A 26,285-nucleotide genomic window follows, 5' to 3' on the forward strand; every position below is an offset into this window, starting at 1 on the left:
TGGCTCTGGCCGCGCGAACGGCGTTCGGCCAGGCGGCGCGGGATTTCCGCGACCGCGACCGCGCCGGCCAGCGCCGAAGCGTCGCCGGAGGTCAGTGCCGGCTCGGGCTGGGTGGGATCGGACTGCGCCGGCACCGCAGCCAATGCCGCCGACGCCTGCTCGACCGGTGCCGGGACAGGTATCGGTGCCGGTACCTGAGCGGCCGGAGCGCTCTGCGCCGCGACCTGGGCCGGGTCGGTAGCCGTACGGGCCGGATCGCCGGAGAACGGACGCGCCACGAACAGGGCCGCCACCGCGACCGACGCCGCCAGGGCGCCGCCGATCCAGCCGCGGCGCGAGCCGCCGGCCCGACGCGGGGTGATGCCGGCGTCGGCCTGAGCCGTCAGGGAAGCTTCCTGGGAACGCAGCATCGCCGCCTCGGCCGCGATGGCCGCGGCCACGCGCCCGGCGAAATCGTGCCCGGCCGCGCCGCTGACCTTGCCGCGCAGCACGTCGCCGCACAGCTGCCAGCGCCCGCAGGTGTCGCGCCATTGCACATCGTGACCGAGCCGCTTCAGCGCGAAGCGCGCGGCGTCGCCATCGAGCTCGCCGTCGAACAGCGCGCTCAGATTCTCGCGATCATCGCCATGGAGGGTAGTAGACGTCATCAGTGGGCGCGCTCCCGGGTGTCTTGATTGTCCAGCAAAGGCCGAAGTTCGATGTCGATGGCCTCGCGGGCGCGGAAGATCCGCGAACGCACGGTGCCGATCGGGCAAGCCATCTTCTGCGCGATTTCGTCATAGCTCAGGCCGTCCACCTCGCGCAAGGTGATGGCGGCCCGCAATTCTTCCGGCAACGAATCCACCACCCGCATCACCGTGCGCTCGATCTCCTGGCGCAGCAGCTCGTGCTCCGGGGTATCGGTGTCGCGCAGGCGGATGCCGGTATCGAACTGCTCGGCGTCGCCGGCGTCGATATCGTCGGTGGGCGGCCTGCGGTTCTGCGCAACCAGATAGTTTTTGGCGGTGTTCACGGCGATCCGATGCAACCACGTATAGAACTGGGCGTCGCCGCGGAAATTCGCCATCGCGCGGTAAGCGCGGATGAAGGTTTCCTGGGCCACGTCCTGGCATTCGCTCCAGTCGGGGATGTAGCGCCCGATCAACGCGGTGATCCGATGCTGGTACTTGCGCACCAAGGCATCGAACGCCGCGCTGTCGCCACGCTGGACACGCCTGACCAGCTCCTGGTCCAACTCATTCTCGGCCATGCCGCGCCGGCACTCCTGTCAGCTCGGCAATAGCCGAACAATGGGACAACCCTGTCGGGGGAAAAGTTCAATCGCGGCATTAATGGGGCCGCCGGCGGTCGCCCGCAACCGCCAAGTGTCACATGACGGCCCCGGGGCCTGTCGACACGGGCGATTTGACGGCAGTGAAACAAGATCGGGATGATAGCGGCTTCCCATACCTGAACGGATGGTGCGGCATGACTGCAGCCCTCGACGGCCTCCCCGCTTTTGACGGGCTCCGCGCCCGCCATTGGCACACCGAATTGCGCGAGGACGGCGTACTGGTGCTCTCGTTCGACCGCGAAGGATCGCCGGTCAACACCTTCGCCCAGGAAGTGCTGATCGAACTCGACGGCCTGCTGGAGCGCCTCGCCCTGGACCCGCCCAAGGGCCTGGTGCTGCGCTCGGCCAAGAGCAGCGGCTTCGTCGCCGGCGCCGACATCAAGGAATTCCAGAGCTTCGACGAGAAAGGCACGGTCGGCGACGCCATCCGTCGCGGCCAACAGGTGTTCCAGCGCCTGGCCGAACTGCCCTGCCCCACGGTCGCGGCCATCCATGGCTTCTGCATGGGCGGCGGCACCGAGATCGCCCTGGCCTGCCGTTACCGCGTCGCCAGCAGCGATGCCTCGACCCGGATCGGCCTGCCGGAAGTGAAGCTCGGCATCTACCCGGGCTGGGGCGGCAGCGTGCGCCTGCCGCCGCTGGTCGGCGCGCCGGCCGCGTTCGACATGATGCTGACCGGACGCACCCTGTCGGCCTCGGCCGCGCGCGCAATCGGCCTGGTCGACAAGATCGCCGAGCCCGCGGTACTGGTCGACACTGCCGCCGGCATCGCCCTGCGCGGCGCCGAACGTCCGTTCAAGCAGCGCTTCATGGGCTGGGCCAGTAACACCTGGCCGGCGCGCAAGATCCTCGCGCCGATGCTGGTCAAGCAGGTCGCCCGCAAAGCGCGCAAGGACCACTACCCCGCACCCTACGCCCTGATCTCCACCTGGGAGCGGACCGGCGGCGGCGTACAGGCCAAGCTCGCCGCCGAACGCAAGTCGGTGGTCAAGCTGTCGTCCACCCCGACCGCACGCAACCTGATCCGGGTGTTCTTCCTGCAGGAACGGCTCAAGGGCCAGGGCGGCAAGGAGCACGGCATCAAGCACGTGCACGTGGTCGGCGCCGGCGTGATGGGCGGCGACATCGCGGCGTGGTCGGCCTACAAGGGCTTCGAGGTCACGCTGTCCGATCGCGAACAGCGCTTCATCGACGGCGCGCTCGAACGCGCACAGGAACTGTTCGCCAAGAAGGTCAAGGACGAGGCCAAGCGCCCGGCCGTGGCCGCACGCCTCAAAGGCGATCTGGGCGGCGAAGGCGCCGATCTTGCCGACCTGGTGATCGAGGCGATCATCGAGAAGCCCGAAGCCAAGCGCGAGTTGTACGACCAGGTCGAGCCGCGCATGAAATCCGATGCGCTGCTGACCACCAACACCTCGTCGATCCCGCTCGACGAACTGCGCGAACACATCCGCCGCCCGGCCCAGTTCGGCGGCCTGCATTACTTCAACCCGGTCGCCTTGATGCCGCTGGTGGAAATCATCCGCCACGACCGCATGGCGCCGGAAACCGAGCAGCGCCTGGCGGCGTTCTGCAAGGCCATCGACAAGTTGCCGGTGCCGGTCGCCGGCACGCCGGGCTTCCTGGTCAACCGGGTGCTGTTCCCGTACATGCTCGAAGCCGGCACCGCCTTCGCCGAAGGCATCCCGGGCCCGGCGATCGACAAGGCCGCGGTCAAGTTCGGCATGCCGATGGGCCCGATCGAATTGATCGACACCGTCGGCCTGGACGTCGCCGCCGGTGTAGGCGCCGAACTCGCGCCCTTCCTCGGCCTGACCGTGCCCTCGGCCCTGAGCAACGTCGAGCCGGGCAAGCGCGGCAAGAAGGACGGCCAGGGCCTGTACAAGTGGGAGAACGGCCGTGCCCAGAAGCCGGAGCTGTCGAAGGACTACAAGGCCCCGAACGATCTCGAAGACCGCCTGATCCTGCCCTTGATCAACGAAGCCGTGGCCTGCCTGCACGACGGTGTGGTCAGCGACGGCGACCTGCTCGACGCCGGCGTGATCTTCGGCACCGGCTTCGCCCCGTTCCGTGGCGGCCCGATCCAGTACGTTCGCGAAAACGGCCCCGACGCCGTGCTCGCACGCCTCAAGCAGTTGCAGGCCCGCTACGGCGACCGCTTCGCCCCGCGCCCCGGCTGGGATTCGCCGCTGTTACGCAAGTAAGCGCCCCTCAATCCTGCGAACGAAGAAGCCGCGCACTGCGCGGCTTCTTCGTTTCTGAGTCTTGCCGTTGCCGTTGCCGTTGCCGTTGCCGTTGCCGTTGCCGTTGCCGTTGCCGTTGCCGTTGCCGTTGCCGTAAAGATTTTGCTGTGGCTGTGGCTGTGGCTGTGGCTGTGGCTGTGCGTAGTTTCGCACTAGCGAAGGCTGAAGAAGACCCAGAGGGCGGCGCGCAGGGACGCGCGCCGTTTTTCATCGGGACAGGGATGTCCCGTATGAAAAATCCCTGCGTCGGCATCGTTCGTGCGGGCTGGTGATTCAAAGAAAAGCATTTTTCTTTGGTTACCTTTGACCGAAGGGAATCCAGACGGACTTTTGTTGCTTATGACAAAAGAAAGTAACCCGCCGCTTCAGCGGCGGAAGCTTTGGGTTTGATCTTGATCTTCCACGAGGAATCCGCCCCGAGACCGTCATAGCGATGTCGCGGCTTGCGCCGCTCCTACCCTGACCGGCTGCGGCCGCCAACGGCGCGAGATCGAAAGTTCGCGGTCGCGACTTACGTCGCTCCTACAAGGGATAGGTTCTCGCAATATTCGATCTTGATTGCGTCAGCGGTGACGCGAGACCGAAGCGGCGCGGTCGCGACAGATCAAACTACGATCGATAACGAATGCGTTGCGAACCCTGCGCGTCCCGCAGTCGCGGCTTGCACCGCTCCTATCCTGACGGGCTGTGGCCGCCACCGGCGCGAGATTGAAAGTTCGCGGTCGCGGCTTGCGCCGCTCCTACCCTGTGCGACGCCCCGTCCGATCGACGAAGGCGTTGCGGACTCTGCGCGTCCCGCGGTCGCGACTTATGACCGAAGGAAATCCAGTAGGACGTCGCTCGCACACGGACAAAGACTCGAGGTCCCTCACATGGTATGCGTCGGCCGCTCCGAACTGAGCGTACCCGCCAGCAGCGCCTCGATCTTGCCCTTGACCGCATCGCCCTCCGCGGTCTCGGCGAACTGGATGCCGATGCCCGCGGCGCGATGGCCCTGGGCGCCGGTCGGGGTCACCCAGACCACTTTGCCGGCGACCGGCATGCGTTCGCTGGATTCGGGCAGGGTCAACAACAGGAAGACTTCGTCGCCGAGGAAATAACGCTTGGGCGTGGCGACGAAGATGCCGCCGAACTTCAGGAACGGCATGTAGGCGCTGTACAGCGCCGCCTTGTCCTTGATCGTCAACGACAGGATGCCCTGTCGCGCTGCGCCTGCCGTTGCATTCATGTCTTGCTTCCTCCTGCGGCGCGACGGGCTTCGTCGCTGCGCCACGCCATCAACAATTCGATCACGGCCAAATCGGCGCGGACCGTAGTCCGCAACAGGTCCCGGGTGCGGTTGGCGCGATCGAACCAAGCCGCAAGACTGCGCGCGCGGGCGGGGTCGGTCAAGCCGTTAGCGGCCTCGGCAAGCGCGATGTCCGACGCGTGTCGCAGACGCAGCACCGCTTGTTCGTCGCCGACCCAGCGTTGCGCGACTTCCTGCGCCGAGGTCTCGCCGCGGCCGAGCTTGGCCAGGTCGGCGGCGACTTCGCGGCGCAGCTTGAGTCCGTCGCCGGTCAGCCACTCATGGGCCAGGCCGGGGTGGCCGCGCGCGGCATCAAAGGCTTCGCGTGCGGCGGCCTCGGTGTGCCCCTGCGCCTTCAACCAGCCCAGGGACTCGTCCTGCGGCGGCAGGCGGAACTCCAGGCGCTGGCAGCGGCTGCGGATGGTCGCCGGCAGACGCGCCGGATGCGAGCTGATCAGCCACAGATAACGCCCCGGCACCGGCTCTTCCAAGGTCTTCAGCAAGGCGTTGCAGGCAGCGGTGTTGATGGCGTCGGCGGGGTCCAGAAGGATGATCTGGGCGCCGCCGTATTGCGGGGTCAGCGCCAGGCGCTCGGACAGATTGCGGATCTGTTCGATGACGATCTCGGTGCGCAGCCGGGTGCCTTCCTTGTTCGGGATGAAGCTGACGAACTGGTAGTCGGGATGGGTGCCGGCCGCCAACAGCAGGCAACTGCGGCAGGTGCCGCAAGGCTCGCCGTCGGCATCGCGTTCGCGACACAGCAAACCGTGCGCGAGGCGTTCGGCGACGGCGCGCTTGCCGAGCTGGGCCGGGCCGCAAAACAACAGTCCATGCCCGAGGCGCCCGGCCAGGATCGAGGCCTTGGCCTGATCGTAGATGCGGCGCTGCCACGGGGCGAAAACGGCGACGCTCATGGCGCCGCCTCGAACGCCGGCGCGGCCGCGATGGTGCGGCGCAAACGCTCCACCGCTTGCGCGGCGACCGCATCGGCCGGCTGGCTGGCGTCGATCAGGGCGAAGCGCTCGGGCTCGGCGGCGGCGCGCTCGCGATAGGCCTGGCGTACGCGCTCGAAGAAATCGTTACGCTCGCTCTCGATGCGGTCGGCCGCGCCGCGGCCGCGCACGCGCTGCAGGCCGATCTCGACCGGCACGTCGAGCAGCAGGGTCAGGGCCGGACGAATGCCGACCACGCGTCGTTCCAGCTCGGCGATGAATGACGGGTCGAGCCCGCGCCCCGCGCCCTGGTAGGCGTAACTGGCATCGGTGAAGCGATCGCTGATGACCCAGGCGCCGCGTTCGAGCGCCGGCAGGATCGCGCTGGCGACGTGCTGGGCGCGCGCGGCGAAAGCGAGCAGCAACTCGGTCGCCGGCGCCGCAGGTTCGTGATGGGTATCGAGCATCAGGCCACGGATTTGTTCGGCCAGCGGCGTGCCGCCGGGCTCGCGCGTGTACACCGCCTCGATGCCGGCGGCCTCGAAGGCGCCGCGCAGGGCCGCGAGCACGGTCGACTTGCCCGCGCCCTCGCCGCCCTCGAGGGTGACGAAACGCGCTTGCGTGGCCAGGCTCATCGCGCGCCCCCCGGAGCCGGCGGCGTCGTTTGCCCGGCCTCTTCCTGGCGCGCTTCCTCGAGCACGGCCTTGCCTTCCTCGGGCTGGTCGCCACGGCGTTGCTGGCGATAACGCTGCAGGTACAAACGCACGTTGGCCTGGTGCTCGGCGTAGGTCGCCGCGAACAGGCTACCGCCGCTGCCGTCGCCGGAGGCGACGAAGAACAGGGCGTTGCCCGGCGCCGGGTTGGCACTGGCCTTGAGCGCGCCCACGCCCGGCATCGCGATGGGCGTCGGCGGCAGACCGGCGCGGGTATAGGTGTTGTAGGGGGTATCGGTCAGCAGATCGCGCTTGCGGATGTTGCCGTCGTAGCTCGGGCCGATGCCGTAGATCACGGTCGGGTCGGTCTCCAGTTTCATGCCGAGCTTGAGCCGGCGCTCGAACAGCCCGGCGATCTGCGGCCGCTCCGAGGCGATCCCGGTTTCCTTCTCGACGATCGAGGCCATGATCAGCAACTCGGCCGGCGTCTTCAGCACGCTGTCCTTGTCGCGGCCCTTCCAGGCCTCGGCGACGGCGCGATCCATCGCTTCGTAGGCGCGCTTGAGCACGTCGAGATCGCTGTCGCCGCCGGTGTAGAGGTAGGTTTCGGGCAGGAAGCGGCCTTCCGGATGCTGGCCGGGATGGCCGATCGCCTTCATCAGGGCAGCATCGTCGAGTTGAGCGGCCTCCTGCTTGAGCAAGGCGGCGCGCGCCAGCGCGGCACGCACGTCGCGCATGTTCCAGCCTTCGACGAGGGTGAAACGATGGCTGATGACTTTGCCGTCGCGCATCGCGATCAACAGATCGCGCGGCGTGGTGCCGGGCTCCAGCGCATATTCGCCGACCTGCAGGCGCCCGGCCGCGCCGAGCTGCTTGGCCAGCAAGCGCCATTCGAGTTGCTGGCCCTCGACGACACCGGCCTGGCGCAGCTTGCGCACCACCGCCGGCAAGGAATCGCCGCGTTCGACGACCAGGCTTTCGCCTTTCTCCAGCCCGCTCATCGGCGAGGCGGCGAAGCCGTCGTAGCGCTGCCACAGCCAGACACCGGCCGCGGCCAGGGCGGCCAACAGCAGCAGGATCACGATCAGGCAACCGCAGCCGCGCTTGCGTTTCTTTTCAGCCACGAAACCTCCGTTGTTCGATCCGACCCGCCGCGCGCCGCCGCGACCGCGCGACCGCGGGTGCGGCGGCTCAGTCCTGGGACGGAACGAAGGCGGGATGCGTCGCGCCGAGCCGGTGCCGCAACCCGGCGATAGCCGGATGCGGCGCCCAATGCCGCTCGCCGAGCCGCGCCACGGGCAGGATACCGCGCACGGCGTTGCACAGGAAAACCGCGTCGGCGCCCAGCACGTCGTCGGCGTTCAGGCGCTGCACCCGAACCTCGGCCAGATCCATCAGCGCCTGCCGGCACACGCCGGCGACGCCGCTGCGATCCACCGGCGGGGTCAGCCAGGCGCCGGCCCGCAGTACGAACAGGTTGGCCGCGGTGGCGCAGACCACCTTGCCGGAGGCATCGCGCAACAGGCCTTCGTCGATCGCCGGATCGTCCCATTCGGCGCGCGCCAGCACATGTTCGAGCCGGTTGCAGTGCTTCAGACCGGCCAGGGCCGGCTGTTCGGACAGCTGCAGATCGCACCAGCGCAGGCTCAAACCGCCGGCCGGCGGCGCGGGCGGCAGCGGATGACGCGAGATCGTCCAGACCGGCTCGGCCTGCGCCGACGGGGCATAACCGCGGCCGCCCTCGCCGCGGGTCAGGATCAGCTTGAGCACCGCGTCCAGGCCTTCGAGCAGTTGCGAGGCCTCCGAACGGACCTGGGCCGGATCGGGCAACGGCAGCCGCAAACGCTGCGCGCCACGCGCCAGCCTCGCCCAATGCGCGTCCCACCACGGCAGTTCGCCGCGATGCGCGCGCAGGGTTTCGAACAAACCGTCGCCGTAGGCATGGCCGCGGTCGTACGGCGAGAGCGCATCGACCCGTCGCCTGCCGAGGAACACCCGGGCATCGTTAGCTGGCGCAGCGGATGCAGTGGTCGTCATGCCGGCATCCTACGCGCGGCGAATGTCCGGCGCAGCCCTGGCGGGAACGGCGCGACCGGGATCGCAGTCCCCCGAAAACGAAAGGCCCACGACCACCGAAGTGGTCGCGGGCCTGCGCTGGCGTTGCCGCAATCAGATGCGCTTGAACACCAGGGTGCCGTTGGTGCCGCCGAAGCCGAAACCGTTCGACACGGCGATATCGACCTTGGCGTCGCGGGCGATGTTCGGCACGTAGTCCAGATCGCAACCCTCGCCCGGCTCGTCGAGATTGATCGTCGGCGGGATGATGTTGTGATGCAGGGCGAGCACCGAGAAGATCGCCTCGGCACCGCCGGCCGCGCCGAGCAGGTGGCCGGTCATCGACTTGGTCGAGCTGACCATGGTCTTGTAGGCGTGATCGCCGAGCGCGCGCTTGATCGCCAGGGTCTCGGCCAAGTCGCCGAGCGGCGTCGAGGTGCCGTGGGCGTTGAGGTAACCGACCTGGTCGGGGTTGATGCCCGCGTCCTTGAACGCCGCAGCCATGCAGCGCGCCGGGCCTTCGCCGTTCTCGCTCGGTGCGGTCATGTGGAAGGCATCCGAGCTGGCGCCGAAACCGGCCAGTTCGCAATAGATGCGGGCGCCGCGCGCCTTGGCGCGCTCGTATTCCTCGAGCACCAGGATGCCGGCGCCGTCGCCGAGGACGAAGCCGTCGCGGTCCTTGTCCCACGGCCGCGAGGCGTGGATCGGATCGTCATTGCGGGTCGACATCGCCTTCATCGAGCAGAAGCCGCCGACCGAAGTCGGCGAGGAGCCGCGCTCGGCGCCGCCGGCGAGAATCACGTCGGCATCGCCGTACTGGATCATGCGCATCGCCATGCCGATCGAATGGTTCGAAGTGGCGCAGGCCGACACGGCGGAGAAATTCGGGCCCTTGATGCCGGTCAGCAGCGAGACCTGGCCGGGCAGCATGTTGATGATGGTGCTGGGCACGTAGAACGGCGAGATCTTGCGCGGGCCGCCCTCGTGGTACTTGATGGTCTGCTCTTCGATGCCGAGCAGGCCGCCGATGCCCGAGCCGATCAGCGCGCCGATGCGCTCGGCGTTGGAGTCGTCGACGACGATACCGGCGTCTTCCAGCGCCATGAACGACGCGGCGACCCCGTAATGGATGAATTCTTCCATCTTCTTCGCGTCCTTCGGCCCCACCCATTTGGTGATGTCGAAGTCGCGCACCTCACCGGCGATGCGGGTGGTGAACAAAGCGGGATCGAAATGAGTGATCGGGCCGATGCCCGAGCGGCCGTTGACGATGCCGTCCCAACTGCTGACGACGTCGTTGCCGAGCGGGGAGACGAGACCGAGGCCGGTGACGACCACACGGCGGTTGAAGGAACGGTTGGACATGCAACGCTACCTCTGTGGAATCCGTCTTCGGACCTACGCCGGCGTATCGACCGGCCTGAAAAGCACGGGGCCGCAATGCGGCCCCGAGTTGTCACCTGATTCGCGTACTGCACGCATGCCGCAAGCGCCAAGGCACGTGCGGCATGCCTCAGGCGCCTTACGACTTGACGTGCGCCTTGACGTAATCGATCGCCTGCTGCACCGAGGTGATCTTCTCGGCTTCTTCGTCCGGAATCTCGCACTCGAACTCTTCTTCGAGCGCCATCACCAGCTCGACGGTGTCGAGCGAATCAGCGCCGAGATCGTCGACGAACGAAGCGTTGTTGGTGACTTCTTCTTCCTTGACGCCAAGCTGTTCGACCACGATTTTCTTGACGCGTTCTTCGATGCTGCTCATGGATGCTGCTCCTCCCGTGAGGGGTTTTTCGATGGAATAGTCTAATGGAATCGGGAGGTTTCGCGAGGGCCGCCGGCCTTTCGACGAAACTCCTTTGGGTTCAATCGCTTACAGCCTACGCCAAAGGCTCAGGGCATGTACATGCCGCCATTGACGTGCAGTGTTTCGCCGGTGATGTAGGCCGCGCCGGGGCCGGCCAGGAACGCCACCGCACGGGCGATGTCGGCCGGTTCGCCGAAGCGGCCCAGCGCGATCTGTTCGAGCATGCCCTTCTTCGCGTCTTCGGGCAGCTCGCGGGTCATGTCGGTGTCGATGAAACCGGGGGCGACCACGTTCACGGTGATGCCGCGGCTGCCGATCTCGCGCGCCATCGACTTGCTGAACGCGATGATGCCGGCCTTGGCCGCCGCGTAGTTGGCCTGGCCGGCGTTGCCGGTCACGCCGATCACCGAGGCGATGTTGATGATGCGGCCCTTGCGCGCCTTCATCATCGAGCGCATCACCGCCTTGCTGGTGCGGAACACGCTGGTGAGGTTGGTATCGAGGATGGCCTGCCAGTCCTCGTCCTTCATGCGCATCAGCAGGTTGTCGCGGGTGATGCCGGCGTTGTTGACCAGAATCGAGATCGCGCCGACCTCCTTGGACACGCCATCGATCAGGGCCTCGATCGAGGCGGCGTCGGCGACATCGACGACGCGGCCGTGACCGCCGCTGGCCGCCAGGCGCGCGGCGATGGCCTGGGCGCCGGCTTCACTGGTCGCGGTGCCGACGACGGTGGCGCCCTGGGCGGCCAGTTCGTCGGCGATGGCGGCGCCGATGCCACGGCTGGCGCCGGTGACCAGGGCGATCTCGCCCGAAAGCGGGGACGTGCTCATGCTTGCTTCACTCCGTATTGCCGCTGGCTCGTAGGGTGCTGGCGGGTGGGTTGCGACGCATCCGACGCCGCGGCCGTCTCGTTGCGCGACCCCGCCGGCTCACGCTCGCACCGCGATTTTGCGCGGCCAAGCCTACAGGCTGGGGTCGAGGTTGAGTAGCGCGAATCGGTGACAGTCGGGGTGCGGTCGTGGGTTCAGCGCCAGTCCGCCAAAGCGGTCGCGAAATCCGCCGGCGTGCCGATCGCGCGGCCGTCGATGGACTTGTCGATGCGCTTGACCAGGCCGGCGAGGACCTTGCCGGGACCGCATTCGGCGATGCGGACCACGCCGCGCGCGGCCAGTGCCTGCACGCAACCGGTCCAGCGCACCGGCAGGTACAGCTGCTGCACCAACGCCTCGCGGATCGCGTCGATGCCTTCGTGGACCTGCGCATCGACGTTCTGCACCACCGCCAGCGACGGCGCCTGCCATTGGATGCCGGTCATCGCCTCGGCGAGACGATTGGCCGCCTCGCGCATCAGCGGCGTATGCGAAGGCACACTGACCGCAAGCTTGACCGCCTTGCGCACGCCGGCCTCGGCCAAGCGCGTGAGCGCCTTGTCGACCGCGTCGGCATGACCGCCGATGACGATCTGGCCCGGCGAGTTGTAATTGGCCGGCACCACGACCTGGGCGCCCGACACCGCCGCGCAGATCTCTTCGACCAGAGCGTCTTCGGCGCCGAGCACGGCCGCCATCGCGCCGGTACCGGCGGGTGCGGCGTCCTGCATGAACTGCCCGCGCAGACGGACCAGATGCGCGCCGTCGCGCAGCGACAAGGCGCCGGCCGCGACCAGGGCGCTGTACTCGCCGAGGCTGTGCCCGGCCAACACCGCCGGCTGCGCCCCGCCCTGCGCCTGCCATACGCGCCACACCGCCACACCCGCGGCCAACAGCGCCGGCTGGGTGTATTCGGTGCGGTTGAGCATTTCCTCGGGGCCGGCCTGGCTTAGGGCCCAAAGATCGACGCCGGCACCCTCGCTGGCCTCGGCGAAGGTCTCGCGGACCTGCGCATGCAGTTCCGACAACTCGGCGAGCATGCCGAGCGATTGCGAGCCCTGGCCCGGGAAGACGAAAGAAAGCTGCTGATCGGTCACGCGTGCTGCCGGATCGGTAAGGATGCGGAATGATACGGGCGAACCGCCGGGATCGTCTGTACTCGGCGGTACGGCGTCACATCGCGTCGCAGGAGGCTGCGATCCGCAAGGAGTCGGCTGACGAGGTCGTGCCGTCCTGGTTTTGCTTTTTTCGCATTGGCATTGGCATTGGCTTTCGCCGTTGCCGTTGCCGTTGCCGTTGCCGTTGCCGTTGCCGTTGCCGTGAGAGCTTGGCGCAGTACCGACCTCGCGAGAAGGCCTGGAGACCCGGAGGGCGCCGCACAGGACGTGCGGCGTTTTCCGATAAGACAGGGACGTCTTATCGGAAAATCCCGGCGCGAGCTGCGTGCTCGCAGGGGAGCTTCGTCAAGGAAAAGCATTTTTTCTTTGGTGACTTTCTTTTGGGGCTTTGGCCAAAAGAAAGTTACCCGCACCCTTTAGGGGGCGGAAGCTCTGCACTTGTTTATGCCTTTCTTACAAGCAAGATCAAACGCCAAAAGCTTCCGCCACTAAAGCGGCGGGTTACTTTCTTTTGTCTAAAGCAACAAAAGAAAGGTAACCAAAGAAAAATGCTTTTCTTTGAATCACAGGCCCGCACGAGCGATGCTTCCGCAGGGCTTTTTCATACGGGACATCCCTGTCCCGATGAAAAACGGCCCGCATCCATGCGGGCCGCCCTCCGGGCCTTCTGTTGCCTTCGCGAGTGCCTAGCGACGCACAGCAACAGCAACAGCAACAGCAATGGCAATGGCAATGGCAATGGCAATGGCAATGGCAAGGCTGCTTCGGGGTAGGAGCGGCGCAAGCCGCGACCGCGACAATGATGCGTCGGCGCCCCCCGCACGAAAGAGACCGCGGCTCACCCCGCCCCACAGGCCGGCTGTGAAAACCCGCGCCCCGAAAACACGAAGGCCGGCCTACGACAACGTCGTGGCCGGCCTCGTGGACGCGAATGCGCCGCCGATGGTTCAGTAGCGCAGCAGCGCCGAACCCCAGGTGAAACCACCGCCGAAGGCTTCGAGCAGCAGCAACTGCCCGCGCTGCACCTTGCCCGAACGCACCGCTTCGTCCAGCGCCAACGGCACCGAACCCGAGGAGGTGTTGCCGTGACGGTCGACGGTCACGATCACGCGGTCCATCGGCATGTCCAGGCGCTTGGCCGTGGCTTCGATGATGCGCAGGTTGGCCTGGTGCGGGATCAGCCAGTCGATCTCGTGGCGATCCAGGCCGTTGGCTTCGAGGGTCTCCTCGACCACCGAGTCCAGCGCCTTGACCGCGTACTTGAACACTTCATTGCCGGTCATCAGCACTTTGACGCCGACGTTGTGCTCTTCGGGCTTGAAGCCGACCGAAACGCCCACCGGGTTCCACAGCAGTTCCTTCTTGCCGCCGTCGGCGTGCATGTGGGTGCTGAGGATGCCGGTCTCGCTGTCGGCCTTGAGCACCACCGCGCCGGCGCCGTCGCCGAACAACACGCAGGTGCCGCGATCGTTCCAGTCGAGCATGCGGGTCAGGGTTTCCGAACCGACCACGAGCACGGTCTTGGCCGCGCCCGACTGCACGAACTTGTCGGCGATGGTCAGCGCGTAGACAAAACCCGAACAGGCGGCATTGACGTCGAACGCCGCGCAGCCGTTGGCGCCGAGACGATGTTGCAACAGGCAGGCGGTGGACGGAAAAATGAGGTCCGGCGTGGTCGTGCCGACCACGATCAGGTCGATCTCCTGCGCCGACACGCCGGCGGCTTCGAGCGCGCGCACGGAAGCGTGATAGGCCAGGTCGCAGGTCGTCTCGCCTTCGGCGGCGATATGACGCTCGCGGATGCCGGTGCGACTGACGATCCATTCGTCGCTGGTGTCGACGAGCTTGGCCAGGTCCTGATTGGTCAGCACCTTTTCCGGCAGGTAGCTGCCGGTACCCGCGATGCGGGCGTAAATCCGATCTGTCATCACCACTCCGCGGCGTTGCCGTATACGTACCGGAGGACCGATGACGCTCCGAACGCCGCGATAGCGTTATGGAACGCAGGCCGCCGGAATATGCTTCATGAAAGCTAACGTGCTTTTTGGAAGCATGGCTTCTTCAGAAGCAAGGACCGCCAGCACGGGCTGGCGGTAGAACGATAGCGCGATGACCGCCGGCGTGTCGCCGGCGGCAGCGCGCGCCTTCATCCAGGCGCGCGGCGCAGCATGCGGACGAAGCTTATTCTTCGTCGGCGATGCGGGTCTTGGTCTCGATCACCTTCTTGCCGCGGTAGTAACCGTCGGCGGTGACGTGGTGGCGGATGTGGGTCTCGCCGGTGGTCGGGTCGGTGGCCAGCTGCTTGCTGGTCAGCGCGTCGTGGGCGCGGCGCTGGCCGCGGCGGGACGGGGAAACGCGGGACTTCTGAACAGCCATGGTCTTGCTCCGGAAAAGCGGTGGAAACCTGAGGTGGATAGCGTAAGCCCGATTAGCAGGAGCGGCTTGCGATTCGCCTGCAGGTCGGAGTGGATCTGAATGGTGGTGCTAAGGGTAAAACCGGGTCTTGCTCAATTCTTCTTCAGCGCCGACAGCGAGGAAAACGGGTTCGCGCTGTCGAGCTCTTCCTGCGGGGCCGGCCAGTCGCGCTCGACCGACTCGCTGCCGGGCGCGATCGGCACCACCGGTACGGCGAGGATCAGTTCGTCCTCGACCAGCTCGGAGGCGCGCAACATGCCGTCTTCGGGCATCAGCAGCGGCTCGTAGCCCGGCGGCAGCGCGGCTTCGTCCGCCTCTTCGCGGATCAGGCCGAGCCGTTGGACCATCTGCACCGGCAGCAGGAAACGCTCCAGGGTGCGCTGGCACAACAGCGGCAACTGCGTGTCGATTTTCAGCTCGACATAAGGCACCTGCAGTTCGTCGGTGTCGAAGTCCAGGGAAAACCGGACTTCACCCTCGGTATCGAGCAGACTGCCCTGCAACCGGGTCAGCGCCGACAACGGCAAACGACCTTCCACGCCGCGCCGTGCCGCCACCAGGCGCCAGGCATCCAGAACTTCGGGCACCCGCCCAGATGGCACATCGGCTGACATAAGCCGCGGAATGTTAGAGACGCAGCCCCCCGCTGTCAAACCGTAACCCCAGGCCGGCGCAGGGATTTGCCGTCGGCCGGCCCGGGCGTGCAGACTGCCGGCCCCGCCCGTGCACCGAGCCCGACCTTGACGACCCTCCTGCTGCTGAGCCTGGCCGCACTGGCGGCCTTGGCGGTTTCGCTGGGCCTGCGCTATTTCCCGAGCCGCCGCGAGCGCGCGGTGCGCGAGCTGCTGGACGCCGCCGACGCCCTGGAAGCCAGGCTGCGCCTGGCCCGGGCCGAAATCGAAGCGGTCGCCGGCGACGAGGGCCGCGACCCGGTCGCCGCTGCGATGCGCGAGATGCTGCGCCAGCGCCTGTGGCTGCGCGATCACGGCCGCCAGGCCAGCGTCGCCCAGCTGGCCGAGGTCCGGGCCTCGATCGACGAGGCCCGCAGCCGGATCGATCAGCAGCTGAACCAGATCGAACAGGCGCGCGCGCCGCTGGCCTGAACGGGCCGGCCGACGCTGCCACCGGCCGCCGGACCGACTCGATCCGGCGCCGCCACCCCTTCTCCTTCTTTTCGGGTCTCCGATGTCCCCGCGACTGATCCTGGCCTCTACCTCCGTCTACCGCCGCGAGCTGCTGGCCCGGCTTGGCCTGCCTTTCGACAGCGCCCGCCCCGAGACCGACGAGACTCCGCAGCCCGGCGAGGCTCCGCTCGCTCTGGCCGGTCGCCTGGCGGTCGCCAAGGCCGCGGCCGTCGCCGCTCTGCAGCCCGGGGCCTGGGTGATCGGCTCGGACCAGGTCGCCGAATTCGACGGCCGCCCGATCGGCAAGCCCGGCGGCCGCGACGGCGCCCTCGCCCAACTCGGCGCGATGTCCGGCCGCGAGGTGCGCTTCCTGACCGGGCTTTGCCTGCTGCGTCACGGCGAAGCGCCGAAGACCGCGCTCGACATCACCACGGTGCGTTTCCGCGAACTCAGCGCCCAGGAGATCGCGCGCTACGTCGACGCCGAGCAGCCCTACGACTGCGCCGGCAGCTTCAAGTCCGAGGGCCTCGGCATCGCCCTGTTCGAAGCGATCGAATCGCAGGACCCGACCGCGCTGATCGGGCTGCCGCTGATCGCCACCGCGCGTCTGCTGCGCGAAGCGGGCTATCGACTGCCCTGAGGCCGGGCGCTCGCCGGCCGTCGCTCGCGAGCGCATCGGATCGGCTGAAAGACCGGCGCCGACTAGCGGCGCACTTCGATCGGCTGCTCAGCCCAGTCCTCGACGCTGCCATCGCGCCCGTGCAGGCGCAGGCCCAGCCAATGCCGGCCGGGCGGTTCGGCGTCGAGGCGCACCTTGGCATCGAAGCCGACCCGCGGATGCTGCGGATCGTTCGACACCTCCCAATAGCTGCGCACGCCGGGCAATTCACGGCCGTAACTCGCCTGGGCGACGACGCGGCCGTCGAGCATGATTTCCACGCGCGCCAGGCCGACGCCGTCCTTGAACGCCCAGCCGCTGACGTCGAACTCACGACCGACCTTGCGACCCGGCAACGGCGCATCGACCCAGGCCATCGCCGGCGTCGTGCAATCGCCTTCGCGCTTGGCGCCGTCGAGCGCGAACAAGGCGAAACGCTGGCGGCCGTGATCGACGTTAAGCATCTGCGGCGGCGGCAAGGGGCCGACCATCGCGCACAGTTGGTGGTAACGACGCAGCAGGTTTTTGTATTCGACCTCGGTGGCACCGACCACGAGCAGCACCGGCGTCGCACCCCACTCGGCGCGTCCGGCGCTTTGTAGGCCCCACAACCGCAACTGCGGCGCTCGCCCGTGCTTGTGGTTGATCGGATGGTCGAGCACCGCGATGCGCGGATCGCCGAGCGCGAAACCGAGTTCGGCGCCGACCTTGAAGTTGTCGGCGACGATGCGCGTGCCCGGAGGCATCGAGCGCTGGCGTTGCCGCACCGCGTCGGCGAGTTCGCCCCAACCGGCGAAGTTCGACGGATACCACTTCTCGCCGGCGCTGCGCGCGCGCAGGCCGGGCACCGAGACGACCAGGTAGTAAGCGAGTATCGCCAACAGCGCCACGCCCGCGGTCGCCGCGGTGAGTCGGCGCGCCCATCGCGGCCATCCCGCCAGCACCCCCGGCAGCAACGGCAACAAGGCCATGAAGCCCGGCAACGGCCAGTGGAAACTGACCCGCTCGGTATCGGCGAAGAAACCCAGGACGAAGAAACCGAGCACGATCAAGCTGCCGAACAAGGCGAAGTAGCGAGTGATCGGCGACGCCGCGCGCGCGCCCCGGGCGCCGGCGAGGGTCAAGGCGATCAGCAACGGCGGAGTGACCAGCAAGGCCTGGATCGCGACGAACCACAGGCCCTCGGCATGAAACGACCAGGGATGCCGGTCGACCAACTGGAAACGCAGGCCGGCATCGGCGTTGTCCATGTTCCAGGCGACCAAGGGCGCCCAGGCCGAGGCGCCGATCGCCGCGGCGATCACCACGCGCACGTCGCGCAGCGCGCGGCGGCCTTCGGGCAGGCACAGCAGGACCACGCCGCCGACCGCGATCACGGCGATGAAACGGTAGTGACTCAAGGCTCCGAGGGCGAGGCCGGCGGCCAGCTCCACCGCGGCCCGCGCATCGACCTCGCGCAGCAGACGCGCGCCGGCGTCCAGACACAGCAAGGTCGCCAGGGCCATCATCGCGTCGGGCAGCGCAAGCAAGCCCAGGCTGCCCGACAGCGGCAGCAATACGCCGAAACAACCGGCCACCCAGCCCTGGCGTTCGCCGAACTCGCGCGCGGTGATCCGCGCCAACAACCACGGCACCAGCGCCGACATCGCCAGGAACGGTGCGCGCAGCGCCCAGGTATGGTCGCCGCCGAGTTCGACGCCGAGTCGCGCCAACCAGGCGGTCAGGCCGGGCAGATCGGAATAAGCGGCGGCCGGATGCCGGCCTTCCTGCCAGTAGAACGCTTCGTCGACGAACAGCGGCAATTGGGCGACCACGCCGAGCTTGAGCAACAGCACCGCCGCCCACAACACCCAGAACAGGCGCCGTATCGGCTGGGCTTCATCCTTATCCCGCATCGGCACGCGACCTCGCTACACTCTGGATGGGGTTGGACACGCTGCGGCGTCGCCGGTTCATTCGCCACGCTCGCACAGCTAAGGGGCTGGAGGCCGCAACGGGCGAACCGATGCTTGTTCGCCGCGGTTTGTTGACGCCGATCCCAGATACTCCGAACGCCTTCGAGACCGCTGCTGCAAAAACGGGGTTCGCACGCGATGATGCGAACCCGCGCTCGGCGCCCGCACTCCGGCGCGATCCGCGCTCGTGCGATGCCTGCGACCGCGAGGGTCGAGGGCGGACACGACGCTACAGACACAGGACAGACGCACGATGACGGCAGGCAAGATCACAGCAGCAGGCACGACGGCTGTCCATAACGCGACCATCCTAACCGATGCCCTGCGCCTGGCCCTCGAACAAGCCCAGGCCCAGGTCAATGCCCTGGTGCTCGGCAAGGCGCAGGCGGTGCGCCTGGCTTTCGTCGCCTTGCTCTCCGACGGCCACCTGCTGATCGAAGATTTGCCCGGACTCGGCAAGACCACGCTGGCGCATGCACTGGCCGCGACCCTCGGCCTGGAATTCCAGCGCGTGCAGTTCACCTCCGACCTGTTGCCGGCCGACGTGGTCGGCGTGTCGGTGTTCGACCCGCAGTCGCGCCAGTTCCAGTTCCATCCCGGCCCGGTGTTCACCCAGGTCTTGCTCGCCGACGAAATCAACCGCGCGCCGCCGCGCACCCAGAGCGCATTGCTCGAGGCGATGGCCGAACACCAGGTCACCGTCGACGGCCGCACTCATCCGCTGCCCGACCCGTTCTTCGTCATCGCCACCCAGAACCCGGTCGATCTGTCCGGCACCTATCCCTTGCCGGATTCTCAGCTCGATCGCTTCCTGCTGCGACTGCAGCTCGGCTATCCCGACGAAGCCGCCGAACGCGACCTGCTCGCCGGCGCCGATCGCCGCAACCTGATCGCCCAGACCAAGCCGGTGTTGAGCACCGACGATGTGCTGGCGATCCGGCGCGCGGTCGACGCGGTCTATGTCAGCGACAGCCTCATCCACTACGTACAAGCCCTGCTAGCGCGCAGCCGCAAGCACCCCGGCGTGCGCGTCGGCCTGTCGCCGCGCGCCGGTCTGGCCCTGCTGCGCGCCGCACGCGCCTACGCGCTGTTGCTCGGCCGCGCCCACGTCGTTCCCGAAGACGTGCAGGCGTTGTTCGCCGCGGTCGCCTCGCACCGCCTGGTCGCCGAGGCCGACGCCGCGCCCGACATCGCTAAGTCCATCCTCTACGCCGTGACGGTGGATTGAACGCGGCGATGGCGGCGGCGCAAGCGCAGGACGATCTCGACGACGGCCCGGCCCGGCCCGCTGCGCGGCGCTGGGGCGCACTGCGCGCACGCATGATGTCGCTGACGCGTCCGCGCCGGCCCGAGCCCTTGCCGGCGCGCTTCGACCGCCGCCGCATCTACGTGCTGCCGACCGGTTTCGGCCTGTTCTACGGCGCCCTGCTCGCGACCATGACCCTGGGCGCGCTGAACTACAACAACAACCCGGCCTTCCTGCTCGCGCTGTTGCTCGGCGGCGCCGGGCTCGCCAGCCTGATCGCGGCGCAGCTGCAACTGACGGGTTTGAGCATCGTCGCGATCGACGCCGAACCGGTGCCGGCCGGCATGCCCCTGACCGTGCGCGTGCATGCGCGCGCCGCTCCCGACCGGCTGCGCCGCGGCCTGCGCGTCGACGACCACGGCGCGGCCGGCATCGATGCAGCCGTGCTCGATCTCGAGCAGGGCGCGGGCGAAGCCGAATTGCGCATCGCTACCGAGCGGCGCGGTTGGCTCGACCTGCCGCGCTTGCGCATATCGACGACCCGGCCGCTGGGCCTGGCCCGCGCCTGGGCGCATGTCTGGCCGGAAGCGCCGCTGCTGGTCTATCCGACCCCGGAAGCGCATGGCCCGCCGCTGCCGGTGGGCGGCGGCGATCAGGCGGTGACGCGACTCCACCCGAGCGGCGACGACGTCCATCACCTGCGCGCCTACCGTTTCGGCGATGCGCGTCGGGCCATCGCATGGAAACATTCGGCGCGGCGCGACACCTTGCTGGTGCGCGAATACGAACAGCCGCTCGGCGCCGACGTCGAACTCGAATGGCATCGTTTGACCGGCCTTGGCCAGGAGGCGCGGATCTCGCGCCTGGCGCGCTGGGTCGACGAGGCCGAACGCGACGGCTGCCGTTATCGCCTGAGCCTGCCGAACCAACCCACGCTTGGCCCCGGCACCGGGCCGGCGCATCGCCACGCTTGCCTGCGCGCACTGGCGCTGATGCCGTATGGCTAAGCCCGCCGCTCCGGCGCTGGAGCCGGTCACCCGCCGTTGGGCCTTGCTGGCCGGCGCCAGTTGTCTGTTGCCGTTGCTGCTGCAATTGCCGCTGCAGATCGCCGCGGTGATCGCCGCGGCCGGCGTCGGCATCGGCGTGCTGTCGTGGCGCCGCCCCTTGCCGAGCGCCTTGCGCCTGGTGCTGTTGTTGGCGCTGATCGGCACCGTGCTGATCATGACCGGCTTCGCCCTCGGCCGCGACACCGGCTGCGCCCTGCTCGCTGCGATGTTCGCGCTGAAACCATCCGAAACCCATACCTTGCGCGACGCGCGCAGCCTGATCGGCTTCGCTCTGTTCGGTCCGTTCGCGACCTTCCTGCTCGACCAGGGACCGCTGTCGCTCACCCTCGGCCTGGCCGCGGCGATGTTCGCCTTGTCGACCCTGCAACGCCTGGCCGAAATCGAATCGCGCCCGGACCCGCTGCGCGCCGTCGAACCGGCGCAAACGCATTGGCAACGCCTGCTCGCGATCGGCCGCCTGGTGGCGATCGGATTGCCGCTGGCGCTGGCGGTGTTCTGGTTGTTCCCGCGCCTGAGCTCGCCGTTATGGGGCGTGCCCGAGCGCGCCCTCGCCCGCCCCGGCCTGTCCGACCGGATGAGCCCGGGCGAGATGGTCGACCTGATGAACGACGAGACCGTGACGCTGCGCGCACGCTTTCGCGGCAAGGCGCCGCCGACCTCGCAGATGTATTGGCGCGGGCCGGTGCTATGGAACTTCGACGGCCGCGAATGGACCCAGCCGCGCTGGTTCCAGGGCCTGCCGGCGGCACCGATGCGCGCAGGGCGCACCGGCTGGGACTACGAACTCGAAGTCGAACCCACCGACACGCGCCAGTTCGTCTCGCTCGATCTGCCGCGCGAAGCGCCGCCCGGCACGCGCCTGTCGATCGATCACGGCATCTACGCCGACCGTGCGCTGACCTCGCTGAGCCGCTGGCGCCTGCAATCGGCGCCGCCGGCGTCGTACGAGCCGCAGCTGCGCGAAACCCTGCGCCGCGCCGCCCTGTCCCTGCCCAGCGGCTACAACCCGCGCACCCTCGCCCTGGCGCAGCGCTGGCGCGCCGAAGCCGGCGACAACGATGCCGTCATCGTCGACCGCGCCCTGGCGATGATCCGCCGCGAATTCATCTACACCCTGGCCACGCCCTTGCTCGGCCGGCACTCGGTCGATGAGTTCCTGTTCGATCACAAGGCCGGCTTCTGCGAGCACTTCAGCTCCTCGTTCGTGGTCCTGATGCGCGCTGCCGGCATTCCCGCCCGCGTGGTCACCGGTTATGCCGGCGGCTATTTCAACCCGGTCGGCAACTACTGGCTGGTGCGCCGCTCCGACGCCCACGCCTGGGCCGAGGTCTGGCTGCAGGGGCGCGGCTGGGTGCGGGTGGACCCGACCGCCGCGGTCGCGCCGGAACGCATCTACGACACCCTCGCCGACCGCCGCCCCGGCGCCGGCGGGCTGTTCGGCGGCATCGCCGGGGCGACGCCGTTGTTCAACCTCAGCGACTGGCTGCGCCGCGGCTGGAACGATTTCGTGCTCGGTTTCGACGCCAGCCGCCAGCAGCGCATGCTGCAGCCGTTCGGCGTCGACCGCCTCGACAGCGGCAAACTGATCGCCCTGTTCGTGCTGTTCGCCAGCCTCACCCTGCTGTGGATGGTCTGGCTCAGCAGCCGCGGCGAGCGCGAGCGCGACCCGGTCCTGCGCGCCTGGCACCGGCTGTCGCGCCGTTACCGCCGCCTCGGATTGGAGCGCGAGGCGCACGAGCCGGCGCTGGCCTGGGCTGAACGTGTGACGAAGGCCCGCCCCGATTTGGGCGAAAGCCTGCTCCGGCTCAGCCAACATTTCAGCGATTGGCGGTACGCTGGTGGCCAACCCGGGCGGCGCGAGGCCCGAGAACTGCGCAATGAACTGGTCCGGGCGCTACGCGCACACCGCCCCGGCCCCACTGGAGAACGTCGATGAAGCTCCGACTTGCCTTACTCGCTGCCGGCGTCGCGCTGATCAGCGCCTGCGCCTCGCAGCCCAAACCGTTGCAGGGGGCGTTCACCGCCCTGACCCCGTCCGACGCCGCGGCCCAGGACAGCACCGGCGCCGTCGTGCGCTGGGGCGGCCGCATCGTCAACGTCGAACCGCAGGCCAACCGCACCTGCTTCGAGATGATCTCCACCCGCCTGGGCGACTCCGGCCGGCCGTACTGGGCCACCGACGACACCGGCGGCCGCTTCCTCGCCTGCCGCGCCGGCTTCTACGACCCGGCCCTGTTCGAGCGCAACCGCGAAGTGACCTTCACCGGCCGCATCTCCGGTTACCAGTCGCGCCGCATCGGCGAATACGACTACCGTTTCCCGCAGCTCGATGCCGACGTCGTCTATCTGTGGCCGGTGCGCGAGCGCGTCGACGTGATCGAACGCCCGGCGCCGTGGCCGTGGTGGGGCTGGTGGTGAGGCATCGCGCAATCGCTCCGCGATTGCGCTGACGAAGCGAAGGCGCCCATGGGCGCCTTCGTTGGTTTTGGGGCTTGGTTTTTTGCGACTTGGGATCGCGATGGGATAGCTGCGCCATGCGCGATGAAGCAAATCCCCCCGCCCCTTTTCAAAGGGGGAAAGGCCGACGCATTCTCGATGCGATGAGGCGCCGGTCAGCGCGGAGTGCCGAAGCGGCCGAGCTGGGCGCCTGCGAGCAGGTGCAGGTGGATCTGGAACACGGTCTGGCCGCCGTCGCCGTTGCAGTTCATGACCAAACGGTAGCCGTCCTCCGCGAAGCCTTCGCGCTGGGCGAACGCGGCGGCAGCATGGGCCAGGCGGCCGACGACCACGGCCTGCTCGGCCTGCAGATCGTTAAGCGTGGCGATCGGCGTCTTCGGCACGAACAACACGTGCACCGGCGCCTGCGGCGCGATGTCGCGGAACGCGATCAGGTCGTCGTCCTCGTAGACGACGTCGGCGGGAATCTCGCGACGGATGATCTTGCCGAAGATGGTGGTGTCGGTCATGGGCCGGGAATCGGGAATGGGGAGTCGGGAATCGTACCGCGCCACCCGAACCGAATCAGCCTGCGTAGCCATCGAACCGCTCAGGTCGCCCGGCTTCGCTTCAACCGATTCCCTATTCCCTATTCCCGACTCCCGCCCCTACTGCGGCACTTCGCTGCGGCTGCCGAAGGCATGCGAGAGGGTGCCGCGGTCGACGTATTCGAGTTCGCCGCCGAGCGGCACGCCGTGGGCGAGCCGGCTCGGCCGCACTTGGTGCTGGCGGGCGAGTTGGGCCAGGTAATGCGCGGTGGCCTCGCCCTCGACGGTGGGATTGGTGGCGATGATGAGTTCCTGCACCTCGCCCTCGGCCAGACGCGTGGCCAAGGTGTCCAGGCCGAGCTCGCGCGGGCCGATGCCGTCGAGCGGGCTCAGGCGCCCTTGCAGGATGAAATACAGGCCGCGATAACCGGTGGCTTGTTCGATCGCCAGGCGGTCGGCCGGCGATTCCACCGCGCACAGCAGATGCGCATCGCGCGAACCGCTGGCGCAGGTCGCGCAGACTTCGGTCTCGCTGAAATCGCGGCAACGCGCGCAATGGCCGATCTTCTCGATCGCCTCGGCGAGCGCATCCGACAAACGCTGGCCGCCGCTGCGCTCGCGTTCGAGCACGTGGTAGGCCATGCGCTGGGCCGACTTCTGACCGACGCCGGGCAGCACCCGGAAGGCGTCGATCAGCTGTTCGAGCAGGCGGCTGCTCATGCCTGCGCCGGCATCGGAACGGAACGGACGGTCGTCATCGCGGTCGCTTCGGCTCGCCGGATCAATCGGAGGTCGGGAAACTGCTGCGCGCCATCGGTTCGCGGTTCATCGCGCGCACGACGTTCAGGCACAGGATCGCGCCGAGCAGCGGGATCATCCACACCAGCGCCGACTGCAGACCTTTCTGCAGGCCGGTCAGGTCGGGCTCGCGCCAGACCGTCCAGGTCGCGTACAGATCCAGCCCAAGCAACGCAGCCGCGACCAGCGCGGTGGTGATGCCGATATGCAGGTTCATCGATGAGCGTCCGCGGCGGCGATCAGAACGGCAGCTTCATGCCCGGGGGCATCGGCATGCCGGCGGTCGCGGCCGACATCTTCGCCTGCGATTCGCTGTTGATCTTGTTGACCGCATCGTTGAACGCCGCGGCGATCAGGTCTTCGACCATTTCCTGGTCGGCCAGCACGCTCGGGTCGATGCGCACCTTGCGGCAGTCCATGCGGCCGGTGAGGGTCACGCTGACCATGCCGCCGCCGGCGCTGCCGGTGACTTCGATCTTGGCCAATTCTTCCTGGGCGCGCTGCACGTTTTCCTGCATCTTCTGCGCCTGTTGCATGAGTTGGGCGATGTTGCCGCGCATGGGTCCTGCCTCGTGTCGTGAAAGTGATCGGTGTGTCGAGGCCGCAGTCTGGCGCGGCCTGATGTCATCGTTGGTTTAGTTGGGCCGCGAACGGCGCGGCGCAAGGGTTGCGGTCAGGCCTCGTCGTAGGGACGGATCGAATCCGGCACCACCTTGGCGCCGTGCACGTCGATCAGACGGCGCACGTCGGGATCGTTCATGAAACGCTCCTCGGCCGAGGCCTGGCGCTCGTCGCGCGCGCGCAGGTTGCGCGCATGCAGCGATTCGCCGGCCGCGCTGGCCGCCTCGAAGCGGATCTGCGGCGCCCAGGCGGCTCGCCAAGGCGTCGGCGACCATCTTGATCAAGGCCGGCGCGCGCAGGTGATCGTCGTCGGCCGGCAAGGACAAAGTCAGCACGCCGTCGCCGTAGGCCACGAAACTGGCGTGCTCCGCGAGGATGCGGGCCGGGCCGCGCAGGCCGCTGGCGTCGACCAGCGCATGCCAGGCGTCGTCGTCGGCGATGCCGCCCGCCGAAGCCGAGGCGGCGCGGGCCGGCATCGTGATCGGCTCGGACGGGCGCGCCGGCGCTGCGGGCGCGGAGACGGTCTCCACCCGCGGCGCGACGACCGAAGCTTCGCTGTCCGGGCCGGGGCTGCCGAACAGGCTCGGGCCCGGATCGACCGACACAGTCGGCGGCGCCGTTTCGCGCATCGGTTCGGCCGCGGCCGGGGTCGGCATTGCGACCGGGGCTTCCGGGCGAAGCTCGATGCGCTCGGGTGCGGCTGCGCGTTCGACGACGGGTGCCGTCGCACGGGCCGGCGCTTCGGTCGGCTCCGACACCCGTTGGTGGTTCGGCTTGGGCGAAAGCTCTTCGTCTGGCCAGGTCAGCGGAGGCCGGGGCTCGGCTTCGGCCTGCGGCTTGGCGGCCGCGACCGGTTGCGCGCGCGGCGCCGGTTCGGACGCCGCCGCGGCGATCGGCATGGGTTCCGCCTTCGCAACCGGTGCCGCAACGGGCTCCGGCTGCGGATTCGGACGCGGCTTGCTCTCCTGCACCGGCGCTTCCGAGGCCAAGGGCTTGCTCGCCTCGGCACTCGGCGCCGCTTGCCGCCCACCGCCCATCTCGCGCATCGCCGCGGCAGCCTGGGCCGCGGCATTAGCGCTGGCGCTGCGCGCCGGCTCGCTGCGGCGCCCGACGACGGCG

Annotated in this window: 28 protein-coding genes (1 of these 28 running past the window's edge); 7 read left to right on the top strand and 21 right to left on the bottom strand. The window is 68.4% G+C overall.

Going from position 1 to position 26,285, the window contains the following annotated elements:
• A protein-coding gene (locus GLA29479_RS21655; protein WP_057972825.1) for a sigma-E factor negative regulatory protein crosses the window boundary here: on the bottom strand, positions 1-647 show its 5' portion. 16 nt of this gene lie to the left of the window's left edge; 647 of the gene's 663 nt are visible here — the first part of the coding sequence; the start codon lies at positions 645-647; its stop codon lies beyond the left edge, outside the window.
• Positions 647-1,249, bottom strand: coding sequence for an RNA polymerase sigma factor RpoE (gene rpoE / locus GLA29479_RS21660; protein ID WP_057918607.1), 603 nt, complete (start codon positions 1,247-1,249; stop codon positions 647-649). Before rpoE ends, GLA29479_RS21655 begins: the two co-directional genes overlap by 1 nt.
• A gap of 218 nt (positions 1,250-1,467) precedes the next feature.
• On the opposite strand from rpoE, the gene GLA29479_RS21665 reads away from it, so the two are divergent.
• Positions 1,468-3,537 (top strand): 3-hydroxyacyl-CoA dehydrogenase NAD-binding domain-containing protein, encoded by a 2,070-nt coding sequence (locus tag GLA29479_RS21665; protein WP_057918608.1) that lies wholly within the window; start codon positions 1,468-1,470, stop codon positions 3,535-3,537.
• Here GLA29479_RS21665 and GLA29479_RS24035 read toward each other — a convergent pair.
• The 14 genes from GLA29479_RS24035 to GLA29479_RS21725 all read right to left on the bottom strand — a co-directional run bounded on the left by GLA29479_RS24035 (position 3,526) and on the right by GLA29479_RS21725 (position 15,327).
• On the bottom strand, positions 3,526-3,729 hold the full coding sequence (locus GLA29479_RS24035; RefSeq protein WP_082638900.1) for a hypothetical protein: 204 nt from the start codon (positions 3,727-3,729) through the stop codon (positions 3,526-3,528). The genes GLA29479_RS21665 and GLA29479_RS24035 overlap by 12 nt on opposite strands.
• A gap of 715 nt (positions 3,730-4,444) precedes the next feature.
• Complete coding sequence (locus GLA29479_RS21670) at positions 4,445-4,804, bottom strand: PilZ domain-containing protein (protein ID WP_057918609.1); 360 nt, start codon at positions 4,802-4,804, stop codon at positions 4,445-4,447.
• Complete coding sequence (locus tag GLA29479_RS21675) at positions 4,801-5,778, bottom strand: DNA polymerase III subunit delta' (protein ID WP_057972826.1); 978 nt, start codon at positions 5,776-5,778, stop codon at positions 4,801-4,803. Before GLA29479_RS21675 ends, GLA29479_RS21670 begins: the two co-directional genes overlap by 4 nt.
• Positions 5,775-6,431 (bottom strand): dTMP kinase, encoded by a 657-nt coding sequence (tmk, locus tag GLA29479_RS21680; RefSeq protein WP_057972827.1) that lies wholly within the window; start codon positions 6,429-6,431, stop codon positions 5,775-5,777. The genes GLA29479_RS21675 and tmk overlap by 4 nt, the downstream gene beginning before the upstream one ends.
• A complete protein-coding gene (gene mltG, locus GLA29479_RS21685) occupies positions 6,428-7,573 on the bottom strand; it encodes an endolytic transglycosylase MltG (protein WP_248842776.1) in 1,146 nt (381 codons plus the stop codon). The genes tmk and mltG overlap by 4 nt, the downstream gene beginning before the upstream one ends.
• A 67-nt stretch (positions 7,574-7,640) precedes the next feature.
• The gene (gene pabC, locus GLA29479_RS21690) at positions 7,641-8,486 is read right to left on the bottom strand and encodes an aminodeoxychorismate lyase (protein WP_082638901.1); all 846 of its coding nucleotides are present in this window, start codon (positions 8,484-8,486) and stop codon (positions 7,641-7,643) included.
• Positions 8,487-8,618: 132 nt separating this feature from the next.
• Entirely contained in the window at positions 8,619-9,869 is a 1,251-nt protein-coding gene (gene fabF / locus GLA29479_RS21695; RefSeq protein WP_057972828.1) for a beta-ketoacyl-ACP synthase II, read from the bottom strand.
• 157 nt (positions 9,870-10,026) lie between these two features.
• A complete protein-coding gene (acpP, locus tag GLA29479_RS21700) occupies positions 10,027-10,266 on the bottom strand; it encodes an acyl carrier protein (RefSeq protein WP_031373652.1) in 240 nt (79 codons plus the stop codon).
• A 128-nt stretch (positions 10,267-10,394) separates the two neighbouring features.
• On the bottom strand, positions 10,395-11,141 hold the full coding sequence (gene fabG, locus GLA29479_RS21705; RefSeq protein WP_057918613.1) for a 3-oxoacyl-ACP reductase FabG: 747 nt from the start codon (positions 11,139-11,141) through the stop codon (positions 10,395-10,397).
• Positions 11,142-11,335: 194 nt separating this feature from the next.
• Positions 11,336-12,277 carry an ACP S-malonyltransferase gene (gene fabD / locus GLA29479_RS21710; protein WP_057972829.1) on the bottom strand — a complete coding sequence of 314 codons (942 nt, stop codon included), beginning with the start codon at positions 12,275-12,277 and terminating at the stop codon, positions 11,336-11,338.
• Positions 12,278-13,245: 968 nt separating this feature from the next.
• Positions 13,246-14,226: a beta-ketoacyl-ACP synthase III gene (locus GLA29479_RS21715; RefSeq protein WP_031373695.1), complete on the bottom strand. Its 981-nt coding sequence runs from the start codon at positions 14,224-14,226 to the stop codon at positions 13,246-13,248.
• A gap of 66 nt (positions 14,227-14,292) precedes the next feature.
• The gene (locus GLA29479_RS25485; protein WP_169795719.1) at positions 14,293-14,448 is read right to left on the bottom strand and encodes a hypothetical protein; all 156 of its coding nucleotides are present in this window, start codon (positions 14,446-14,448) and stop codon (positions 14,293-14,295) included.
• 31 nt (positions 14,449-14,479) lie between these two features.
• Positions 14,480-14,674 (bottom strand): 50S ribosomal protein L32, encoded by a 195-nt coding sequence (rpmF, locus tag GLA29479_RS21720; protein WP_031373696.1) that lies wholly within the window; start codon positions 14,672-14,674, stop codon positions 14,480-14,482.
• Between the two features lie 131 nt (positions 14,675-14,805).
• Complete coding sequence (locus GLA29479_RS21725) at positions 14,806-15,327, bottom strand: YceD family protein (protein WP_031373697.1); 522 nt, start codon at positions 15,325-15,327, stop codon at positions 14,806-14,808.
• A gap of 126 nt (positions 15,328-15,453) precedes the next feature.
• Here GLA29479_RS21725 and GLA29479_RS21730 point away from each other — a divergent pair, with 126 nt between their 5' ends.
• Both GLA29479_RS21730 and GLA29479_RS21735 read left to right on the top strand, forming a co-directional pair.
• Positions 15,454-15,816 carry a hypothetical protein gene (locus GLA29479_RS21730; RefSeq protein WP_057918615.1) on the top strand — a complete coding sequence of 121 codons (363 nt, stop codon included), beginning with the start codon at positions 15,454-15,456 and terminating at the stop codon, positions 15,814-15,816.
• Between the two features lie 82 nt (positions 15,817-15,898).
• Positions 15,899-16,477, top strand: a complete 579-nt coding sequence (locus tag GLA29479_RS21735) for a Maf family protein (RefSeq protein ID WP_057972831.1) — start codon at positions 15,899-15,901, stop codon at positions 16,475-16,477.
• Positions 16,478-16,539: 62 nt separating this feature from the next.
• On the opposite strand, the gene GLA29479_RS21740 is transcribed toward GLA29479_RS21735, so the two are convergent.
• On the bottom strand, positions 16,540-18,390 hold the full coding sequence (locus tag GLA29479_RS21740; RefSeq protein ID WP_057972832.1) for an ArnT family glycosyltransferase: 1,851 nt from the start codon (positions 18,388-18,390) through the stop codon (positions 16,540-16,542).
• Positions 18,391-18,703: 313 nt separating this feature from the next.
• Between GLA29479_RS21740 and GLA29479_RS21745 the strand changes: the two genes are divergently transcribed.
• The 4 genes from GLA29479_RS21745 (at position 18,704) to GLA29479_RS21760 (ending at position 23,181) form a co-directional block, all read left to right on the top strand.
• Positions 18,704-19,678, top strand: a complete 975-nt coding sequence (locus GLA29479_RS21745; protein WP_057918618.1) for an AAA family ATPase — start codon at positions 18,704-18,706, stop codon at positions 19,676-19,678.
• Between the two features lie 92 nt (positions 19,679-19,770).
• Positions 19,771-20,703, top strand: coding sequence for a DUF58 domain-containing protein (locus GLA29479_RS21750; protein WP_057920131.1), 933 nt, complete (start codon positions 19,771-19,773; stop codon positions 20,701-20,703).
• Complete coding sequence (locus GLA29479_RS21755; RefSeq protein WP_057972833.1) at positions 20,696-22,699, top strand: transglutaminase TgpA family protein; 2,004 nt, start codon at positions 20,696-20,698, stop codon at positions 22,697-22,699. The genes GLA29479_RS21750 and GLA29479_RS21755 overlap by 8 nt, the downstream gene beginning before the upstream one ends.
• Positions 22,696-23,181, top strand: coding sequence for a Slp family lipoprotein (locus tag GLA29479_RS21760; RefSeq protein WP_057918620.1), 486 nt, complete (start codon positions 22,696-22,698; stop codon positions 23,179-23,181). The genes GLA29479_RS21755 and GLA29479_RS21760 overlap by 4 nt, the downstream gene beginning before the upstream one ends.
• Positions 23,182-23,375: 194 nt before the next feature.
• Here GLA29479_RS21760 and GLA29479_RS21765 read toward each other — a convergent pair whose 3' ends face one another.
• The 4 genes from GLA29479_RS21765 to GLA29479_RS21780 all read right to left on the bottom strand — a co-directional run bounded on the left by GLA29479_RS21765 (position 23,376) and on the right by GLA29479_RS21780 (position 25,105).
• Entirely contained in the window at positions 23,376-23,729 is a 354-nt protein-coding gene (locus GLA29479_RS21765) for a histidine triad nucleotide-binding protein (protein ID WP_057918621.1), read from the bottom strand.
• A gap of 138 nt (positions 23,730-23,867) precedes the next feature.
• Positions 23,868-24,467 carry a recombination mediator RecR gene (recR, locus tag GLA29479_RS21770; RefSeq protein WP_057918622.1) on the bottom strand — a complete coding sequence of 200 codons (600 nt, stop codon included), beginning with the start codon at positions 24,465-24,467 and terminating at the stop codon, positions 23,868-23,870.
• A 61-nt stretch (positions 24,468-24,528) separates the two neighbouring features.
• A complete protein-coding gene (locus tag GLA29479_RS21775) occupies positions 24,529-24,762 on the bottom strand; it encodes a hypothetical protein (RefSeq protein ID WP_057972834.1) in 234 nt (77 codons plus the stop codon).
• Between the two features lie 22 nt (positions 24,763-24,784).
• A complete protein-coding gene (locus GLA29479_RS21780) occupies positions 24,785-25,105 on the bottom strand; it encodes a YbaB/EbfC family nucleoid-associated protein (protein WP_031373708.1) in 321 nt (106 codons plus the stop codon).
• Positions 25,106-26,285: the final 1,180 nt, after the last annotated feature.

Origin of the sequence: Lysobacter antibioticus, from assembly GCF_001442535.1 — a bacterium.
Taxonomy (GTDB): domain Bacteria; phylum Pseudomonadota; class Gammaproteobacteria; order Xanthomonadales; family Xanthomonadaceae; genus Lysobacter; species Lysobacter antibioticus.

Coding starts and splice junctions, on each gene's coding strand:
- GLA29479_RS21715 (WP_031373695.1), bottom strand. CDS start 14,226: ATGACAGATCGGATTTACGCCCGCATCGCGGGTACCGGCAGCTACCTG.
- GLA29479_RS21670 (WP_057918609.1), bottom strand. CDS start 4,804: ATGAATGCAACGGCAGGCGCAGCGCGACAGGGCATCCTGTCGTTGACG.
- GLA29479_RS21735 (WP_057972831.1), top strand. CDS start 15,899: ATGTCCCCGCGACTGATCCTGGCCTCTACCTCCGTCTACCGCCGCGAG.
- GLA29479_RS21775 (WP_057972834.1), bottom strand. CDS start 24,762: ATGAACCTGCATATCGGCATCACCACCGCGCTGGTCGCGGCTGCGTTG.
- GLA29479_RS21760 (WP_057918620.1), top strand. CDS start 22,696: ATGAAGCTCCGACTTGCCTTACTCGCTGCCGGCGTCGCGCTGATCAGC.
- GLA29479_RS21750 (WP_057920131.1), top strand. CDS start 19,771: ATGATGTCGCTGACGCGTCCGCGCCGGCCCGAGCCCTTGCCGGCGCGC.
- fabF (WP_057972828.1), bottom strand. CDS start 9,869: ATGTCCAACCGTTCCTTCAACCGCCGTGTGGTCGTCACCGGCCTCGGT.
- recR (WP_057918622.1), bottom strand. CDS start 24,467: ATGAGCAGCCGCCTGCTCGAACAGCTGATCGACGCCTTCCGGGTGCTG.
- GLA29479_RS21740 (WP_057972832.1), bottom strand. CDS start 18,390: ATGCGGGATAAGGATGAAGCCCAGCCGATACGGCGCCTGTTCTGGGTG.
- GLA29479_RS21780 (WP_031373708.1), bottom strand. CDS start 25,105: ATGCGCGGCAACATCGCCCAACTCATGCAACAGGCGCAGAAGATGCAG.
- GLA29479_RS21765 (WP_057918621.1), bottom strand. CDS start 23,729: ATGACCGACACCACCATCTTCGGCAAGATCATCCGTCGCGAGATTCCC.
- GLA29479_RS21665 (WP_057918608.1), top strand. CDS start 1,468: ATGACTGCAGCCCTCGACGGCCTCCCCGCTTTTGACGGGCTCCGCGCC.
- GLA29479_RS21745 (WP_057918618.1), top strand. CDS start 18,704: ATGACGGCAGGCAAGATCACAGCAGCAGGCACGACGGCTGTCCATAAC.
- GLA29479_RS25485 (WP_169795719.1), bottom strand. CDS start 14,448: ATGAAGGCGCGCGCTGCCGCCGGCGACACGCCGGCGGTCATCGCGCTA.
- rpmF (WP_031373696.1), bottom strand. CDS start 14,674: ATGGCTGTTCAGAAGTCCCGCGTTTCCCCGTCCCGCCGCGGCCAGCGC.
- acpP (WP_031373652.1), bottom strand. CDS start 10,266: ATGAGCAGCATCGAAGAACGCGTCAAGAAAATCGTGGTCGAACAGCTT.
- rpoE (WP_057918607.1), bottom strand. CDS start 1,249: ATGGCCGAGAATGAGTTGGACCAGGAGCTGGTCAGGCGTGTCCAGCGT.
- tmk (WP_057972827.1), bottom strand. CDS start 6,431: ATGAGCCTGGCCACGCAAGCGCGTTTCGTCACCCTCGAGGGCGGCGAG.
- fabG (WP_057918613.1), bottom strand. CDS start 11,141: ATGAGCACGTCCCCGCTTTCGGGCGAGATCGCCCTGGTCACCGGCGCC.
- GLA29479_RS21725 (WP_031373697.1), bottom strand. CDS start 15,327: ATGTCAGCCGATGTGCCATCTGGGCGGGTGCCCGAAGTTCTGGATGCC.
- GLA29479_RS21755 (WP_057972833.1), top strand. CDS start 20,696: ATGGCTAAGCCCGCCGCTCCGGCGCTGGAGCCGGTCACCCGCCGTTGG.
- GLA29479_RS21675 (WP_057972826.1), bottom strand. CDS start 5,778: ATGAGCGTCGCCGTTTTCGCCCCGTGGCAGCGCCGCATCTACGATCAG.
- pabC (WP_082638901.1), bottom strand. CDS start 8,486: ATGACGACCACTGCATCCGCTGCGCCAGCTAACGATGCCCGGGTGTTC.